At 55.5% G+C, this 14,394-nt stretch carries 14 protein-coding genes; 10 read left to right on the plus strand and 4 right to left on the minus strand.

What is annotated here, in order from left to right; translation table 11 throughout:
- Positions 1–33: 33 nt before the first annotated feature.
- The 3 genes from SH678x_RS01380 to SH678x_RS01390 form a co-directional block, all read right to left on the minus strand.
- Positions 34–492, minus strand: a complete 459-nt coding sequence (locus tag SH678x_RS01380; RefSeq protein WP_496921090.1) for a hypothetical protein — start codon at positions 490–492, stop codon at positions 34–36.
- Between the two features lie 235 nt (positions 493–727).
- Positions 728–1,300 carry an NUDIX hydrolase gene (locus tag SH678x_RS01385; RefSeq protein WP_496921091.1) on the minus strand — a complete coding sequence of 191 codons (573 nt, stop codon included), beginning with the start codon at positions 1,298–1,300 and terminating at the stop codon, positions 728–730.
- Positions 1,301–1,387: 87 nt separating this feature from the next.
- On the minus strand, positions 1,388–2,122 hold the full coding sequence (locus SH678x_RS01390; RefSeq protein WP_496921092.1) for a lipoate--protein ligase family protein: 735 nt from the start codon (positions 2,120–2,122) through the stop codon (positions 1,388–1,390).
- A gap of 178 nt (positions 2,123–2,300) precedes the next feature.
- On the opposite strand from SH678x_RS01390, the gene SH678x_RS01395 reads away from it, so the two are divergent.
- The 4 genes from SH678x_RS01395 to SH678x_RS01410 all read left to right on the plus strand — a co-directional run bounded on the left by SH678x_RS01395 (position 2,301) and on the right by SH678x_RS01410 (position 7,923).
- Positions 2,301–3,353: a HEAT repeat domain-containing protein gene (locus tag SH678x_RS01395; RefSeq protein ID WP_496921093.1), complete on the plus strand. Its 1,053-nt coding sequence runs from the start codon at positions 2,301–2,303 to the stop codon at positions 3,351–3,353.
- A gap of 612 nt (positions 3,354–3,965) precedes the next feature.
- Positions 3,966–5,228: a hypothetical protein gene (locus tag SH678x_RS01400; RefSeq protein WP_496921094.1), complete on the plus strand. Its 1,263-nt coding sequence runs from the start codon at positions 3,966–3,968 to the stop codon at positions 5,226–5,228.
- Positions 5,229–5,484: 256 nt separating this feature from the next.
- The gene (locus SH678x_RS01405) at positions 5,485–6,387 is read left to right on the plus strand and encodes a tetratricopeptide repeat protein (protein ID WP_496921095.1); all 903 of its coding nucleotides are present in this window, start codon (positions 5,485–5,487) and stop codon (positions 6,385–6,387) included.
- A gap of 180 nt (positions 6,388–6,567) precedes the next feature.
- Positions 6,568–7,923: a hypothetical protein gene (locus SH678x_RS01410; RefSeq protein WP_496921096.1), complete on the plus strand. Its 1,356-nt coding sequence runs from the start codon at positions 6,568–6,570 to the stop codon at positions 7,921–7,923.
- 62 nt (positions 7,924–7,985) lie between these two features.
- Here the strand turns inward: SH678x_RS01410 and SH678x_RS01415 are convergent, their stop codons facing one another.
- Positions 7,986–9,194, minus strand: coding sequence for a HEAT repeat domain-containing protein (locus SH678x_RS01415; RefSeq protein ID WP_496921097.1), 1,209 nt, complete (start codon positions 9,192–9,194; stop codon positions 7,986–7,988).
- A gap of 355 nt (positions 9,195–9,549) precedes the next feature.
- Between SH678x_RS01415 and SH678x_RS01420 the strand changes: the two genes are divergently transcribed.
- The 6 genes from SH678x_RS01420 (at position 9,550) to SH678x_RS01445 (ending at position 14,391) form a co-directional block, all read left to right on the plus strand.
- Positions 9,550–10,074 carry a MogA/MoaB family molybdenum cofactor biosynthesis protein gene (locus SH678x_RS01420; RefSeq protein WP_496921098.1) on the plus strand — a complete coding sequence of 175 codons (525 nt, stop codon included), beginning with the start codon at positions 9,550–9,552 and terminating at the stop codon, positions 10,072–10,074.
- A gap of 391 nt (positions 10,075–10,465) precedes the next feature.
- Positions 10,466–11,563, plus strand: coding sequence for an endonuclease/exonuclease/phosphatase family protein (locus SH678x_RS01425; protein ID WP_496921099.1), 1,098 nt, complete (start codon positions 10,466–10,468; stop codon positions 11,561–11,563).
- A gap of 250 nt (positions 11,564–11,813) precedes the next feature.
- Positions 11,814–12,404 carry a hypothetical protein gene (locus SH678x_RS01430; protein WP_496921100.1) on the plus strand — a complete coding sequence of 197 codons (591 nt, stop codon included), beginning with the start codon at positions 11,814–11,816 and terminating at the stop codon, positions 12,402–12,404.
- A 1-nt stretch (position 12,405) separates the two neighbouring features.
- Positions 12,406–13,368: a S1 family peptidase gene (locus tag SH678x_RS01435; RefSeq protein ID WP_496921101.1), complete on the plus strand. Its 963-nt coding sequence runs from the start codon at positions 12,406–12,408 to the stop codon at positions 13,366–13,368.
- A 16-nt stretch (positions 13,369–13,384) separates the two neighbouring features.
- Positions 13,385–13,675, plus strand: coding sequence for a hypothetical protein (locus SH678x_RS01440; RefSeq protein WP_496921102.1), 291 nt, complete (start codon positions 13,385–13,387; stop codon positions 13,673–13,675).
- A gap of 32 nt (positions 13,676–13,707) precedes the next feature.
- Positions 13,708–14,391, plus strand: a complete 684-nt coding sequence (locus SH678x_RS01445; protein WP_496921103.1) for a hypothetical protein — start codon at positions 13,708–13,710, stop codon at positions 14,389–14,391.
- The last annotated feature ends 3 nt before the right edge of the window (positions 14,392–14,394 follow it).

Below are 14,394 nucleotides of genomic sequence, written 5' to 3' on the forward strand. Positions count from 1 at the left end.
GTGAGCAGAGGAGGCATTTAGGGAAACGAGTGATCAGCCTTGAAGACTTTCGAGGAAGTCGACTGAACAACCGCGTACCCAGAACAATTCATTCTTGACTTGTATTACCCTGAGTGGATCGGTGAAGAGTACCAAGAGGACAATCCCACCCCAAAAGAGCGGAATAAAAGTGATGAGACCGACCAGAACCAGATTAGCATTCGTTGTTGCTACGCCATAACCAGGTAATACAAATGCCAACAGTATTAATGCGATCGCAGCTAGTTTAAGAAGAAAATATCTGCGTCGTACGGAAGTAGATAATCCAGCCCGAAACCGGCAACGCTGCCGCACTGCGAATGGCACAGCAATCATGAAGAATGGAGCCATCAGCATTAGGATTTTTAGCCATGTGGGAATATATGGCAAATCCCATGTTGTATATTCAGGCTCACTGATCGGCCGGTTGGTTTTAACACAACGTTGTGGCAAGGCGGTTTTGTCCACAATCACGAGTTCATTGCCATCAACATGCGAAGATATATTTTGTCATGGAGACCAACTCAAAGGGAGTGTGATGAAGAATATTATTAGCAAATTATGATAGTAAAAATGTCTTCGCCAATAAATAATTTCTTGATAAGTATTGATCAGCGGATTTTAGTGTTCTGAATTTCCATTCTCTGCTCCCTCTGCTTCCTCCTGTAAAAATCCGCGAAGATCCGCCCAATCCGTGTTCATCCGCGTTCTATTTTTTGGGCCCGGCCTTGCGGAGCATTCTGAGCACGCTTTCCTCGTTGGTGAGCGCGAGGACTTCGTCGTGGGTGAACCAGCCGAGGGCGTGCGATTCCTCGCTGAGGACCGTTTCTTGATCGGGTTCGGCGATCAGGAGAAATCGTACGTCGTGATGCTCGTGGGCATCGTCAATAATTGAACCATCGGGTCCGCGGCGCTCGGGGATGAGATGCACGTCGAGATCGAGCGGCACAAGTTGGCCAGCAAACGTGGGAAGAGTTAGCCGTGTGAGTCCGGTTTCTTCGAGTGCTTCACGGAGTGCGACCTCGGCGATTTCTGTCTCACCGTCGGCGTGTCCCCCCGGCTGGAGCCACCGATTGAGCTTGGCGTGATGGACGAGCAAGCAGCGAGTCTGGTCGTGCGACAAGATCCATGCCGAACCGGTGATATGCCCCGGGCGGCAGGTTCGCTCGAAGCAGTCGGGGTGAGATGTGACGAGCAAACGTATCCGGTCGACGACTTCGCTCTCCTCGGGAAAACGAGCGGAGTAGCGATTCAGTAGTTCGATCAGTGGTTGGCGGCGCATAGCGGATTGATTTTAACGCAGAGGACGCGAAGGTGCAGAGGTACGCAGAGACTAAGACTTCGCGTCTTTGCGATCTCTGCGTTTCAATTACTTAATGATGACCCATTGAGGATTGTCGATGTATTTTTGTTTGACGATGCACTGCATTTGTTCTTGTGGCCAAATGTTGAGTGGCTGCTTGGCGTTCCAGGCTGCGGTTAGAGCGTTGACAATTTGTTCGCGACTCAAGGGCAAGTTGGCGATGAACTCAAGATGCGCTCGTGCGGCGCGGTATTGGGGTTCGCGGGTTTGTTGGGCTAAGACCGTGGCGACGAGGTCGAGATCGAAGTCGTAAAGCAGCGTGCCGTGGTAGAGGAAATGTGTGCGCTTCGCGCGAAGAGCATTGCCGGAGAATTTTTGTAGGCCTGTGGTGGTGTGATAGGCGAGGTCACTGGTGCCGGCGAGTGTGATGCCGGGGACCAGCGGAGCAAGACCTGTAGCGATGCGATTAAGTACAAATTGGTGGGCGTGGGTAATCGACTTCGTTGCAGGATGTTCGTCGTAGCTCAAGACCACGGCATACATCAGGCAGCCGGGGCCTGTGAGGACCGTGCCGCCGCCGCTGGCTCGGCGTAGGACCGGAATGTTTTGCGCGCGGCAGGCTGCGAGATTGACTTCCACGGCGGGGTCCGACGACCGGCCGAGCACCACGAAATGTTCGTCGGGTTCCCACAGCCGCAAGATCCCGCCAGCGATTTCACCGGCTACAGAGGCAGCGAGCAAGGCCTCGTCGAGGGCGAGATTCTCTGCGGGGAGCGGTAGAGTGAGATCAAGTAAATGCATAAGAGATTTGAACCACGAAAGACACGAATCACACGAAAAGGAATCGCTTGTTTGTGCCAACTAAAACTGTTTCTAATCGTCTCTGTGCGGGGTTTTCGGAATAGCCAGCCCTCGTCGGTCATCGGTCGGTGTGTTACCCTAAAAGATTACCTTTCGGCTCATTTTCCCATGGTAGAGCATGTCTTCCAACCCCGACCCATTGCCTCCCAATCCTAACCTGCCACGTCCGTTGGCGGCGGATGAATTGTTGCCCCCGGTTGAGCCCCCCAGCGCGGGCTTTATCTTGCAATTGTTTGTGATCCCGGCCGTGATCGTGCTGGTCGTGGTGTTGTTGGGCTGGTTGGTGACATCGCTGGCCACGACGGGGGAACGTGACCCCCAAGAGATCGTAGCGGCGCTCCGCAGTTCGAGCCAGAACCGCTGGCAAGAGGCGTTTGAGCTGGCCAACGCGTTGCGAACCGAAAAGCGCAATCCCGAGCTGAAATCGAACACGCAACTGGCTGACGAACTTGCCAAGCTGCTCGCCGAAGAGCATGAGGCGGCACGCACGGATGATGACTCGGTAAAGCTGCGCACCTTTTTGTGTTCGGCGCTGGGGGCGTTTCAAGTCGACAATGGTTTGCCCGTGCTGTTGACCGTTGCCCACGACGACGTCGACGAGGCCGTGCGCGGGGATGCGATTAATGCGATTGCGGTGCTGGCCGAGACGTTTCGCACGGCGGAACCTCCCCAGGCGATTGAAAGCGAAGAACTTGTGGAGACGTTCGTCGATCTGGCCAACGACAAAAGCGATACGATTCGCTCGCGGACCGCATTTGCGCTGGGTGTGATGACACAGGCCCCTGATGCCGATCCGCAACTCAATGAAGAACTCGAAAAGCTGGCCGAGGATTTGTATCCCGACGCACGCTACAACGCGGCGACGGGCTTGGCGCGGCGAGGGAGTTTGCTAGCCGTTGCGCCACTGGAGGAGATGCTCGATTTGGAATCACTGGCGACGAGCATCAAAGGGGAATCGCGGCCTGAGCTGCAGACGCGCAAACGCAATACGATTCTGAAGAATGCGCTCGATGCCGTGGTAGTGATCAAAGAAAAGAATCCGAACGCGGATCTCAGTGCGTTGCGGACAGCTCTCGAAAACTTCATTGCCACGGCTCCCACTTGGGAAAAGCAAGGTGCGGTTCCGTTGCCACTTATCGATCGTGCGAAGGAAGTGCGAGAAAAGTTTTAGACCGTGTCGTTGAGAATCCATCGAACACGGATGAACGCTGATTGGGCGGATCGGCGCGGATTTCAGGGGAGATTGCGGAGGTAGCAGAGAAGGCAGAAACGAGAACGCTAATTACCACTAATAAACACTAATTTTGTTTATTCGTTAGCGAAGATTAGTGGTTATTAGTGTTCTCTGTATGTTTATTTTTCTCTGCTCTCTCTGTTGACTTCTGTAAAAAAATCCCCGTTCATCCGTCACTTCTGGGCCGGTTTCTTGAGCGGAATTCTCCTTCGATAGCAAGTTTTTGCTGGCAACGTGTTAAACCCTGCCGGTTGTAGTGGCTGCGTAGGCGGCCGTTTATTCTTTTTTTGCTAGCAAGGCCTTGAAGACTTGCTTGAACCGATGGCACGCGCGCACAGTAAAGACAGTTGTATGCCGAGGGCAAAAGCAGATGTTGTTTTTTTGCAACGTCAAGTTGCTAGCGAGTCAATGAAGCATAAATTTTTTTGCCTCGGCGCACTTTGTCCGCAACACTGTTGTAGAGGGTCCTTTTTGTCCGCCTGATGACTGGCTGTGTGAGTGGGTCGTCGGCGGATGTGTCTCTTGTCCAATTTGTTTGGGGTGTGTGTCATGAACCGCTGTACTTGGTTCGCCGTGGCTGTGGCCGTTGTTTCGCTCGCTGGTAGTTCATCGCAAAGTTTCGCGCAATGCGACACGTGCTGTGCACCTTCCTTCCGTTTGCAGTGCCAGACGGTTTACGAGGAACAACAAGTGACGGCCTTCCGCATGGAAACGGAAACCGTGTTCCGTGAAGAGCAAGTCACGCGGATGGTTCCCGTCTGGGAGACACAAGCCCGCGAACGGCGTTTTACCGTGACGCGTCCCGTGCAAGAAACCAGCATGCGGGAAGAGCGTTTCGTGGTGAACCGCCCCGTGTTTGAAACTCAAATGCGCGATGCGAGCTACAATCGCGTTCGCAACGTGGTAGAAACCAGCCAACGTGAAGAGCGTTTCACCGTACAACGGCAAGTTTGGGAAACGGCCGAACGCGAGGAGCGTTTCACCGTGATGCGTCCCGTGAACGAAACCGTGGAGCAAGAACGCCGCTACACGGTGATGCAGCCCGTGACGACGTTTCAAACTCAGATGGCCGATCAAGGTTGTTTTGTCGATCAAGTGTCGGTCGTGCCCGGCCAACTCCAGCGCCGCGGTTTGACGTGGATGCCGGCCACCCAAGTTTTGAATCCCGTGACGGGTCAGATTCAAGTGCAGCGTCCTGGTCTCGTTTGGGCCAATGTCCAGTCGCCACCACAGCAAGTGGTGCAGCGAGTTTGGAAGCCGAATCTCGTGCCGGTGCAAGTTCCCGTGACAACAATGTGTCCCCAGGAAGTTGTGCAGAAAGTGCCCGTGACGGTTTGTCGGCAGGTGGCCGAAGAAGTTTGCCGTAAAGTGCCAGTACGCGTTTGTCGGATGGTGCAAGAAGAACAAGTTCGCATGGTGCCCGTGACAACGTGCCGCCAAGTTGTTGAACGAGTCGAGCAGCAAGTCCCCGTACAGGTTTGCCGGATGGTGCAAGAAGAACGTGTTCGTCAAATTCCCGTGACTACTTGCCGGTTTGTGCAAGAGGAACGTGTCGAGCAGTTCAATGTCCGCGTCTGCAAAATGGTCGAAGAACGGCAAACCGTGCAAGTGCCGCAAACGATCTGCAAGAAAGTGCCGGTCACTTACACGCTGCGTGTGCCGCGGACGGTGATGCTCAAAGTGCCGTGTGGTTGTGACGGCACGGTGATCGAATCGGCGCCAGCATTAACCCCCGAGCCCGCTGCGGCGACGACTGACGCGACGGCCAAGATCGAAGAGCAGGAAGAATTGCAGTTGGCCTCGGCGCTGTAAATTTTTTTACATGAGATAGCCGAGTGAGCAAAGACAATATGTAGGAACACTAATCTTCGCTAATCTCCACTAATTAATTTTTTTATTAGCGAAGATCAGCGGTTATTAGTGTTCCTTAAAATATCTGCTCCCTCTGCTATCTCATGTTAAGTCTTCTAAATTCCCTTAATTTCTGTGTACGTTGACAGCGCTCACTCAGGGCCAGAAACTGGAGCTTTCAGGCAGCCCCGTTTTCTGATTGTATGAGCGTTTCTTGATGTCCTTTTCCAGTCCCAATGCCGAGCCGTCTGCCGAGATTATGCGGCTGTACACGCCGGCGATGTTGGCGGAATTGTTGCATGTGCCGACGGCGGCGATTCGGCGTTGGCAGCGTTGTGGCTTCTTGCACGCATCGCAAACCGTGGGACGGCTCCCCTACTTTGATTTCACGGAAGTGGGGATCGCACGCCATCTGGCGGCATTGCTCCAGGCTGGGTGTTCGCTTCGCGTGATCGATCGCAAGCTCGTGGAATTTGCTCGAAAAGTACCGGAGTTGGAACGTCCTTTGGCCGATCCAGCCGTGGTGGTCGTCGGCAAACAGTTGTTCCTGAGGCGTGGCGAAGAGTTGGCCGAACCCGGGGGGCAGTTGCTCATTGATTTTGAAACGGCGAACGACGAAGTCGCGGCAATTGGGCTTCACTCGGTGGTTTCACCGGACAAAGAAAACTCTCCCGCGAGCGATCTACAGCAATCGGCGCAGGACTGGGAAGATCAAGGCGATTTGGCTCAAGCGGCGGAAGCGTATCGGATGATGCTCGCGTTTGAAGGCCCTTCCGCGGAAGTGAACTTTGCGCTCGGCGACTTGCTTTATCGGATGGGCGAACTTCCCGCGGCGCGTGAAAGGTTCTACATGGCCGTAGAGCTTGATGAGGGATATGTTGAAGCCCGTGCGAATTTGGGTTGCGTGCTGGCCGAGCATGGCGAAATTGAACTAGCCGTGGCGGCTTTCCAGGGGGCACTCACCTTTCATCCCGACTATGCCGACGTGCATTATCATCTGGCGACCGCCCTTGATCGCCTGGACCACCATGGCCAGGCCGAGCCGCATTGGCGGCGATTCTTGGAATTGGCCCCCGAAAGCCCCTGGGCTGAGACGGCCAAGGGGAGGTTACAAAAATAGATGTCTATAGATTCTGGGCGAATCATGGCTCATCCTGCTTGATGAAGTTTTATGGTGTTTGCACTTCCGCGCCCAGGACTTATCTTAGTAGGCTTAGATAAGAGACTTTTCCAGGCGGGATCGATGCCTCGTGCCCGCCGGCTATTTATTGGATTTGTGCCGCTTGGCATTTAAGATCAAATGCCCGAGATTCTTTTCCATTACGAGCGAGTTAACCCCACAAGTTGGGCTTATCTTTCGTCGCTGCTGATGTTGGCTCTGTTTTTCAAGTTCAACCGCGTGTTGAGCGTACGGAACGTCGATTTATTCCTGCTAATTCTGCTCGCACCGGGGTTACTCTTGGTGCAGTGGTCGTGGGAAAACAAGACGGCGGAGAACGCGCTGGCCATCGAGCACTTGGGGTTCTTGTGGTTGCTTGCCACAGAACTAATCCTCCTATTGCGACTATTGGTCGACAACGCGATGGTCCGGCGGCCGCTGTTGGATCCCAATCTCAACGCGGCGGGCTTGATGTTCATGGGCAGCTCGCTGCTGTTCTTCTTGATGGCCAACGTCGTGACGGGCGATCCCAAGGCGGAAAATTTGCGTCCCGGCCGTACGACCGAGGAAGTTCGCGACGACCAGGTGATGGATGAAGAGCAAGGAAGCTTTGCCGCGGATGGGCCCGGCTTTTTTCTGCTTTATCGGCTGCCGCGGATTTCAACCCAGACCGTTATTAAAGCCACGCCTCGGAGCGAACCTCCTACGCCGTTGACCGACGTGCGGGAAGAAAGGCGCATTCAAGAGGCCACGGTCCGCGTAGTTGCCATTTTTTCCCATGTTATGATCGTCGTCGGCATGTTGATTATCGGTCACAGGCACTTCGACAATATCACGATGGGAATTGCCGCGGCGGCAAGCTATCTGTTGTTGCCTTACACGGCCCTGTGGACAGGCGATCCCGTTCATGCCGTCCCCGCGATGTTGTTGGTTTGGTCGATAGTCTGCTATCGTCGACCGTTGCTCGCCGGGATGATGATTGGACTTGCTTCGGGAACGGTGTATTACCCCGCGTTCTTGATTCCGCTGTGGTGCAGTTTTTATTGGACGCGCGGGCTAAAGCGGTTCGTGGCAGGTGTGCTGTTGATGATTGTCGTGCTGGTGTTAACACTGGCGTTCACGGCGACCGACACCCAGCGCTTTGTCGAGAACACGATACGGATGTTCGGTCTGCGTCTGCCGACGCGAGCGAACCTTCTAGGAATTTGGCAATTCTGGAATCCCGTGTTTCGATATCCCATTATCGCGGCGTTCGTGGCGTTGTCGTTTGGCTTTACGATCTGGCCATTTCAAAAAAATCTGGCGACACTCATTTGCTGCACCGGAGCGATCATGGCGGCGACGCAGTTCTGGAACGCCAGCAACGGCGGTGTTTTTGTCGCGTGGTTTTTGCCGTTGTTGCTGCTGACAATCTTTCGACCCAACTTGGAAGACCGCGTAGCGGAAACGATGGTCGTCGACGATTGGCCATTTGGGCTGAAGAAACAAACTGTCTAGAACTCCGAAGAATTGAAACGCAGAGTTCGCTGAGATGCGGAGTGACGCAAAGCAGAGTTCAATTATTCGTCGCGGCGGGGGTCGCGGATGAGTTGCTGGCTGCGTTGATTCTCGTACCAGCGATGCCATGCCGTTTTGTTGAAGCCGAAATCCTGGTCGCCGGAGAGTTCAATCAGTGCCCGGCGCACGGCGACGTTCTCGAAATCTCGCTCGATAAACTTGGGTTTGCTGCCTGCGCTCAGGCCGCCACCACCGCTGCCGTCGGGTGAGAAGGACGCCGACATTTCGCCGGTCGATGGCAGCGGAATTTTATGCCGCGTTACGAGGGCATCGATCAGGGGGCTGATCGCTTCGGGATTGCCGATTTCGGTGAGAGCTTCCGCCGTAATGTTGATCGTGTCATTGTCTTTGCTGCGGAGCGCTTTTACATAGGGCGAGATATCGATCTCTTGGCCCATACCCAAGAGATACTCAACACATTGCATCCGCGTGTCGCGATCAGGTTCGGTAATCGACAGAGTAATCAGTGCCCGCATGGTGGCGGGATGCTTGACTTGGCTGAAAACTTCCATCCACAACGGGCGATAGCCGTCATCCTTTTCGTAGGCGAGCATTCTCACGAGCGACGTGGCCGCCTGAGGATCGGTGATCGAGCGAATTTCCGCTAATGCCTCGTCGGCACGATCCACGCGGCGCCCGTCGAGCCAACTGCGCCAGAGTTTGAGCTGCTGGAACCACTCGTTCTCGGCGTTCTGTTGAGCCTTGTCGCGTTCACGCAACGCGATGTCTTGCGCGGTGCGATAGGCGCCGTCGTAGAACCGCATGCCACGTGCAGCCATGATGTCGTCACGCTTGAACCATTTGCCCTGATGCTTTTGAAAGCCCAAGGCCGTGCGGGCTTGTTCGTCGTTGGGATCGAGTTCGATAATCCGCTGCAAATGGTGATCGGCCTGATCGGAAAGTTTGTGCTCCTTGCACCAGGAAACCATCGAGCGATGAGCCGCGACGGTATCGGGCAGCGAACGACTGCGAGTTTCGTATTCCCGTTGATGTTCGCTCTCGCGGACATGGTCTTGCACCTGATCTTTGGCAAGCGTGACGTTGCCGCCGAGATCGGTTTTGACGATGTACTCGCCCTTGTCGCCACGTTCCAAGAGCTGGCCGGAGACTTGCCCGCCATCGGTCAGATGAAACACATCGGCATAGGTCAAGTCAGCACACAGCACTGTTGCGATCGAGAAGAACAGGATGTGTGTGTTGAAAGACTTCATAGATGGCAAAGACAGACGTTACATGAAAGTTTCTTAAAATTATTAGAACGCAGATGAACGCGGATTGGACGGATCTTAGCGGATTTCTTTTACAGGAGTTAGCAGAGGGAGCAGAGGAAAAATTTGGAACACTTATCAGCGCTAATCACCACTAATCAAGAAATTTTTATTAGTGGTGATTAGCGGTTATTAGAGTTTCCCTCTCTGCTCCCTCTGCTTTCTCCTGTAATAATCAGTGACAATCCGCCCAATCCGAGTCCTATTCTCGGACCGTGGTATTCTCGCCACTTGCTCGGTATCTTCAATTATAGTCGATCCGTTCCCAAGTCGAGAAATCCCGCGGAAAAGTGCGAAAATGACCGAACGATATTGCAGCCCGTCGGCCGAAGAACACCGGCAATCGGCACCACCGGCCGTCCGTTGTGCGGTGATCACGGTGAGCGACAGCCGCACGCCCGCTACCGACAAGAGCGGACAATTGATTGTCGAAGGCCTACAAGCGGGCGGGCATAGCGTCGTCGAGCACGTAGTCGTCCCCGACGAACCGATTCCCATGCGCGAGGCGTTGCTCAAGTACGTGACTTCGGCGGACGTGGATGCCGTGTTGCTGACCGGCGGGACGGGAATCGCCGCGCGCGATCAAACGCCGGATACGATCGCCGGAATGCTGACCAAAGAACTGCCGGGGTTTGGCGAATTGTTTCGGATGCTCAGCTTTCAAGAGATTGGCGCGGCGGCGATGTTAAGCCGGGCGCTGGGCGGGATGATCGAGAACACCTTGGTGCTCGCCATGCCGGGGTCGACGACGGCGGTGCGGCTGGCGATGGATAAGTTGATATTGCCGGAGCTGGGGCATTTGGTGAAGCACGCTCGACGGTGAATAGAACGCGGATGAACGCTGATTGGGCGTTCGCGGAGTTCTATGAAGAGATTTACAGGAGGAAGCAGAGGGAGCAGAGGTGGGAAGAGGTTTGGTACACTAATCAGCGCTGATATGCGCTAATCAATGAAATGATTAACGAAGATTAGTTGTTTTTAGTTATCCTGATGTTTCTCTGCTTGCTCTGCTATCTCCTGTAAAAATTTTGCTAGCATGCGGCAGCGGGGTGGGGCGCTAAGCCGCAAGCGGCACCGCTGAATCGCGCGTATTCCTCTGGCAGCAATTGCGGTTGGCCGATATTCTTTGCCGCGCAGGTGTTGCGCGCGCTGCGCTTGTTTTCCCGATCAAGATGATCGGGCAAATTTTTCCCCGACCAGAATGATCGGGCTATATGTATTGCTCGCTGCCCAAGGAGGGGCTCGTGCAACGGTTCTTGTCGCTCGGTACGCTTGGTGTGATTGGCTATCTGAGTTGGCTCTTCCTGCAAGGAGGGGGACTCAGCCAGATGGCGGTGCGCCCCGACGGCAATCAGCCTGCGGCGGTGAATCCGTATCGTTCGCCAGGCACTTGGAATGGTTCGTCGGCTCCCGCGCCCTCTCAGACGCAAAATTATCAGCCGGTCTCGTCGAATGCCGCCGAAGTTCAACCCCCGGGACTTCCCAACAGCGGGCCGGTGATTCGGATCGCATCGTTCAACATCGAAGCGTTCGGCAACACCAAGGCATCGAAACAATACGTCATGGTGCGGCTGGCGGATATGATTCGCAAGTTTGATATCGTAGCGATTCAGGAAGTCCGCTCCCAGAATGAGTATTTGATTCCGAATTTCGTGCAACTCATCAATCAACCGGGGCGGCGTTACGATCACGTGATCGGCCCGCGGCTGGGTCGCACGGTGAGCAAAGAGCAATATGTGTACATCTTTGATACCGACCGCATTACTGTGGATCCTCAAAGTATTTACACGATCAACGATCCCGACGATTTGTTGCATCGCGAACCGTTGGTGGCGACGTTTGCGGTCCGCGGGGTCGATCCTGATGAGGCTTTCACGTTCACGCTCGTGAATGTTCATACCGATCCGAATCCGCGTGATCTGGCGGTAGAACTCGATGCGCTCGCGGAAGTCTATCGCGTGGTACGGCGATCGGCACGCCAGGAAGACGACGTGATCATGGTCGGCGATTTCAATGCCGACGACAGGCACTTACAGCGTCTGGGGCAACTCCCGGGCATCTTGCCCTTGATTGCCGGCGTTTCGACCAACACGCGGCAAGACAAGCAATACGACAATCTCATTATTCATCAACCTTCGACGACCGAATACACGGGCCGGTCGGGGGTCTTCGACGTGATGCGGAATTACAATCTCAACGAGCAGCAGGCGCTGGAGATTTCCGATCACTTTCCCGTGTGGGCCGAGTTCAGCGCGTATGAACGCGACTACGCCGGCCGGGTGGCCAATCGGCGTTATATGATTAGCCGGTAATGATTTAGCCACGCCGCTTGCGGCGGGGTGACGGTACAAGTACCGGCGCCAAAAAAGTTTCTTCCGATTTTTTTGTAGAAATTGTGCCACGCACTGTGCTATGGTGCGTTTGTTCGTGAGGTATTGAACGAAGCCCATCCAGAATTTCAAAGTTCTGGGGGTATCACACAAGCCGACCGCGAGACGAAATCCTCTGCTGAGGGTTTTGTCCTGCGGTCGGCTTTTTTTGTGCCCAGTGAGGAACAGGCGAGTGAATGAAAAGCGAGATAATTTCGTGCGATTGTCGGAGAGCGCAGCACAAATTTGGAATGGGGATTTGCTGTTGTTTCGTGGCAGGGGACTGTTTTCGCGACTGATCGGCACGGCGGGGCGCAGCGAATATACGCATGCTGCGCGGGCGATTTGGTGGGGCGACATCTTGTTTTGCTGCGAGATTCGTGAGCTTAAGGGGGGCAGGGCGGTGACGTTGGCCAGTCAGGTACGCAAGTTTCCTGGCTTGATCGATGTGTTCGCCGTCAATCCCGACAACCGTTGGCCCGAATACGATCGCCACGGCGCGAATCGTTTCATGCTGCAACTGGCCGGGTGTGATTACGGCTACGGCGGATTGTTGCAGGCAGCGCTGTTGCACGCCCCCTTCTGTCGGCTGCTGGTGAAGCCAGCGATGGAAGATGCCCACGTGGAGACGCGGCCGCCGTTCTGCTCGCAAGCTTGTGCCATGGCGGATCGAGTAGGTGGTGGCGTAGATCCCGTGCCGCATTTGGCGGATCGGATCACTGAGCCGGCTGACTTGGCGCGGAGTGCGTTTTATCGTTACCGCTTCACGCTGGGGGAGGTGTGAGATGCGCAGTTTGATGTTGATGTTACTTCTCACGCCGCAACTTGCTTTTGCGGAACCACGTGCAGCGGTGTGCCGTGTTCACAATCGGTTGGCCACGTTCAATAACGTGGGGAGTGGCACGCTCGTGGATAAGACCGACGATGGTCGCGAGGGTTTGGTTCTTACCTGTGCGCATCTGTTTAGCGAAGGGGTTGGGACGGTCGTTGTTGAGTTTTCCGGAGGCAAAACACACGGTGCGAAACTCGTGGCGATCGATCATGAGGCCGATTTGGCGGCGCTGGCGATTAGCAATCCTGATTGTGAACGAGCGCCAGTCGCGTTTGAAATTCAGCCGACAGCGCAACTGCAAGCCTGTGGTTTTGGTCCCCATGGTGAGTATCGGTGTGCCCAGGGTGCGGTCGTGGGTGAAGCGAACAACACGGGCCAGACAAGTGTGCTTGTGGGGGACGCGGTGCGCTCGGGGGATTCGGGCGGGGGTGTGTTTGATGAGCAAGGGAATTTGGTCGCCGTGGTGTGGGGCGAAACGGGCGGCGTGACCTACGCGAGTTCGGGCGTGCCGTTGCGGCGATTTTTAGATCGTGTGTTGGGGAAGCGGACCACATTTGTTTATCGGTGCCCGAATGGGGTTTGCCCGAGGGTGCCGCAGGGTGGGGGGATGCAGCCTGTTGTTACTGCGCCGCCTTTGGTTCCGCCCTCACCGCCCGCTGAAGCGGGCTCGCCGAGCCTATTAGAGATTGAGCGGCGGATCGCGGCGTTGGAGCGGGGGAAGCAGGACCGTGGCGACTATGTGACGCGCGGCGAGTTGGTGGGGTGGGGCGCTAAGCCGCGAGCGGCGGAAGGGATCGTTGGCGCGACGGGGTGGGGTGTTGTTGCTGCCACGACTCTTGGCGGGTGGCTGGCGGGATGGTTGTGGCGGCGCGTGGGAGGTCGCCGCGGGAGTGGCTTTCCCCACGGACACGAGTAAGGAGGGCTCCGCGGTTATGGCGGAGGCGACGTTTCGCGAAGTCGAGCAACCCATCGAACGCGATGACCGTGAAGGTCGAGAACTTTTACGACTTTCGCAGCTGGAAGGACGTGACCCGTTACAGGACGCGATTGCTGGACGGCTTGCGCTCGACCGACTCGACGCGGTTGCCGACAGTGACGCGGACTTGGCACGAGCGGCGTGGGCCGACGAGTTGAGGCGGGAACTAAGAGAACGATTCAACGACATTGCCCCCACGAAGTTTGTCGTGAGTAATGAGCGCGGTGCAAGCACCGCGGCTAAATAACGATTCATCAAGTATTGCAAAGGAGAAAGAACATGCCTGCGGGTGAACCTGGGAAAGAACAATTTCGGCGTGCGATTACTGAGTTTCGCAACTTGCACATCGTGGCGGCTTTGGGACCCTTGTTTGATTTTCGTAGCGAGATCGTCTCGAACGATGAGTTTGGCGTGCGAGGTGGCTTGGATGAAACGACCAAGAACCATTACGTCGATCATTTGCTCGCTTCGGATCGGATGCGGCGGCGCGTGACTTACAACCCTGACAAGTTGTCGCTGGGGGAATTGATCGAACATGCGACCGACGTGCAGCAAACGCTCACCGGCGCGCAAGATCCGTTTGGTGGCGATGAAGTGCAAGAAGCGCCCGGTGGTTTGATTTCGTTGCCTTGGGCCTTGGATGGGAGCGATCCCAACATCCCGTTGGGGAGCCAACTCAACTTTCGCAGCCAGAACGCGCTCATTTTGTTGGGGGCCATCGACCGCGCGATTGTGAATTGGACGCGGTTGGAAAGCCGATTCCGCGGGACGTTCATCTACGTGAAAGATTCGATGCGGATGTACGGCAACTATGTGCAGGTGCTCGAGTATCTGAATGCGTTTGCCGGCGATGCGAATCGCGTCGACTTGGCGGCGGGTGTACGTCCCACGGAGGAACCGTTGGGGCCGACCGATTCGCCGAACTTGCGGACCGAGACAGCTGGCAATGGGGCGAGTAAGTAGGTT

This window comes from Bythopirellula superficialaquae (assembly GCF_059632245.1).

What these genes read in the sequence shown, in the direction of transcription:
- SH678x_RS01390 (WP_496921092.1), bottom strand. Translation starts at nt 2,122, where the DNA reads ATGCATTTACTTGATCTCACTCTACCGCTCCCCGCAGAGAATCTCGCC.
- SH678x_RS01410 (WP_496921096.1), top strand. Translation starts at nt 6,568, where the DNA reads ATGCCCGAGATTCTTTTCCATTACGAGCGAGTTAACCCCACAAGTTGG.
- SH678x_RS01415 (WP_496921097.1), bottom strand. Translation starts at nt 9,194, where the DNA reads ATGAAGTCTTTCAACACACACATCCTGTTCTTCTCGATCGCAACAGTG.
- SH678x_RS01445 (WP_496921103.1), top strand. Translation starts at nt 13,708, where the DNA reads ATGCCTGCGGGTGAACCTGGGAAAGAACAATTTCGGCGTGCGATTACT.
- SH678x_RS01435 (WP_496921101.1), top strand. Translation starts at nt 12,406, where the DNA reads ATGCGCAGTTTGATGTTGATGTTACTTCTCACGCCGCAACTTGCTTTT.
- SH678x_RS01385 (WP_496921091.1), bottom strand. Translation starts at nt 1,300, where the DNA reads ATGCGCCGCCAACCACTGATCGAACTACTGAATCGCTACTCCGCTCGT.
- SH678x_RS01440 (WP_496921102.1), top strand. Translation starts at nt 13,385, where the DNA reads ATGGCGGAGGCGACGTTTCGCGAAGTCGAGCAACCCATCGAACGCGAT.
- SH678x_RS01400 (WP_496921094.1), top strand. Translation starts at nt 3,966, where the DNA reads ATGAACCGCTGTACTTGGTTCGCCGTGGCTGTGGCCGTTGTTTCGCTC.
- SH678x_RS01420 (WP_496921098.1), top strand. Translation starts at nt 9,550, where the DNA reads ATGACCGAACGATATTGCAGCCCGTCGGCCGAAGAACACCGGCAATCG.
- SH678x_RS01425 (WP_496921099.1), top strand. Translation starts at nt 10,466, where the DNA reads ATGTATTGCTCGCTGCCCAAGGAGGGGCTCGTGCAACGGTTCTTGTCG.
- SH678x_RS01395 (WP_496921093.1), top strand. Translation starts at nt 2,301, where the DNA reads ATGTCTTCCAACCCCGACCCATTGCCTCCCAATCCTAACCTGCCACGT.
- SH678x_RS01405 (WP_496921095.1), top strand. Translation starts at nt 5,485, where the DNA reads ATGTCCTTTTCCAGTCCCAATGCCGAGCCGTCTGCCGAGATTATGCGG.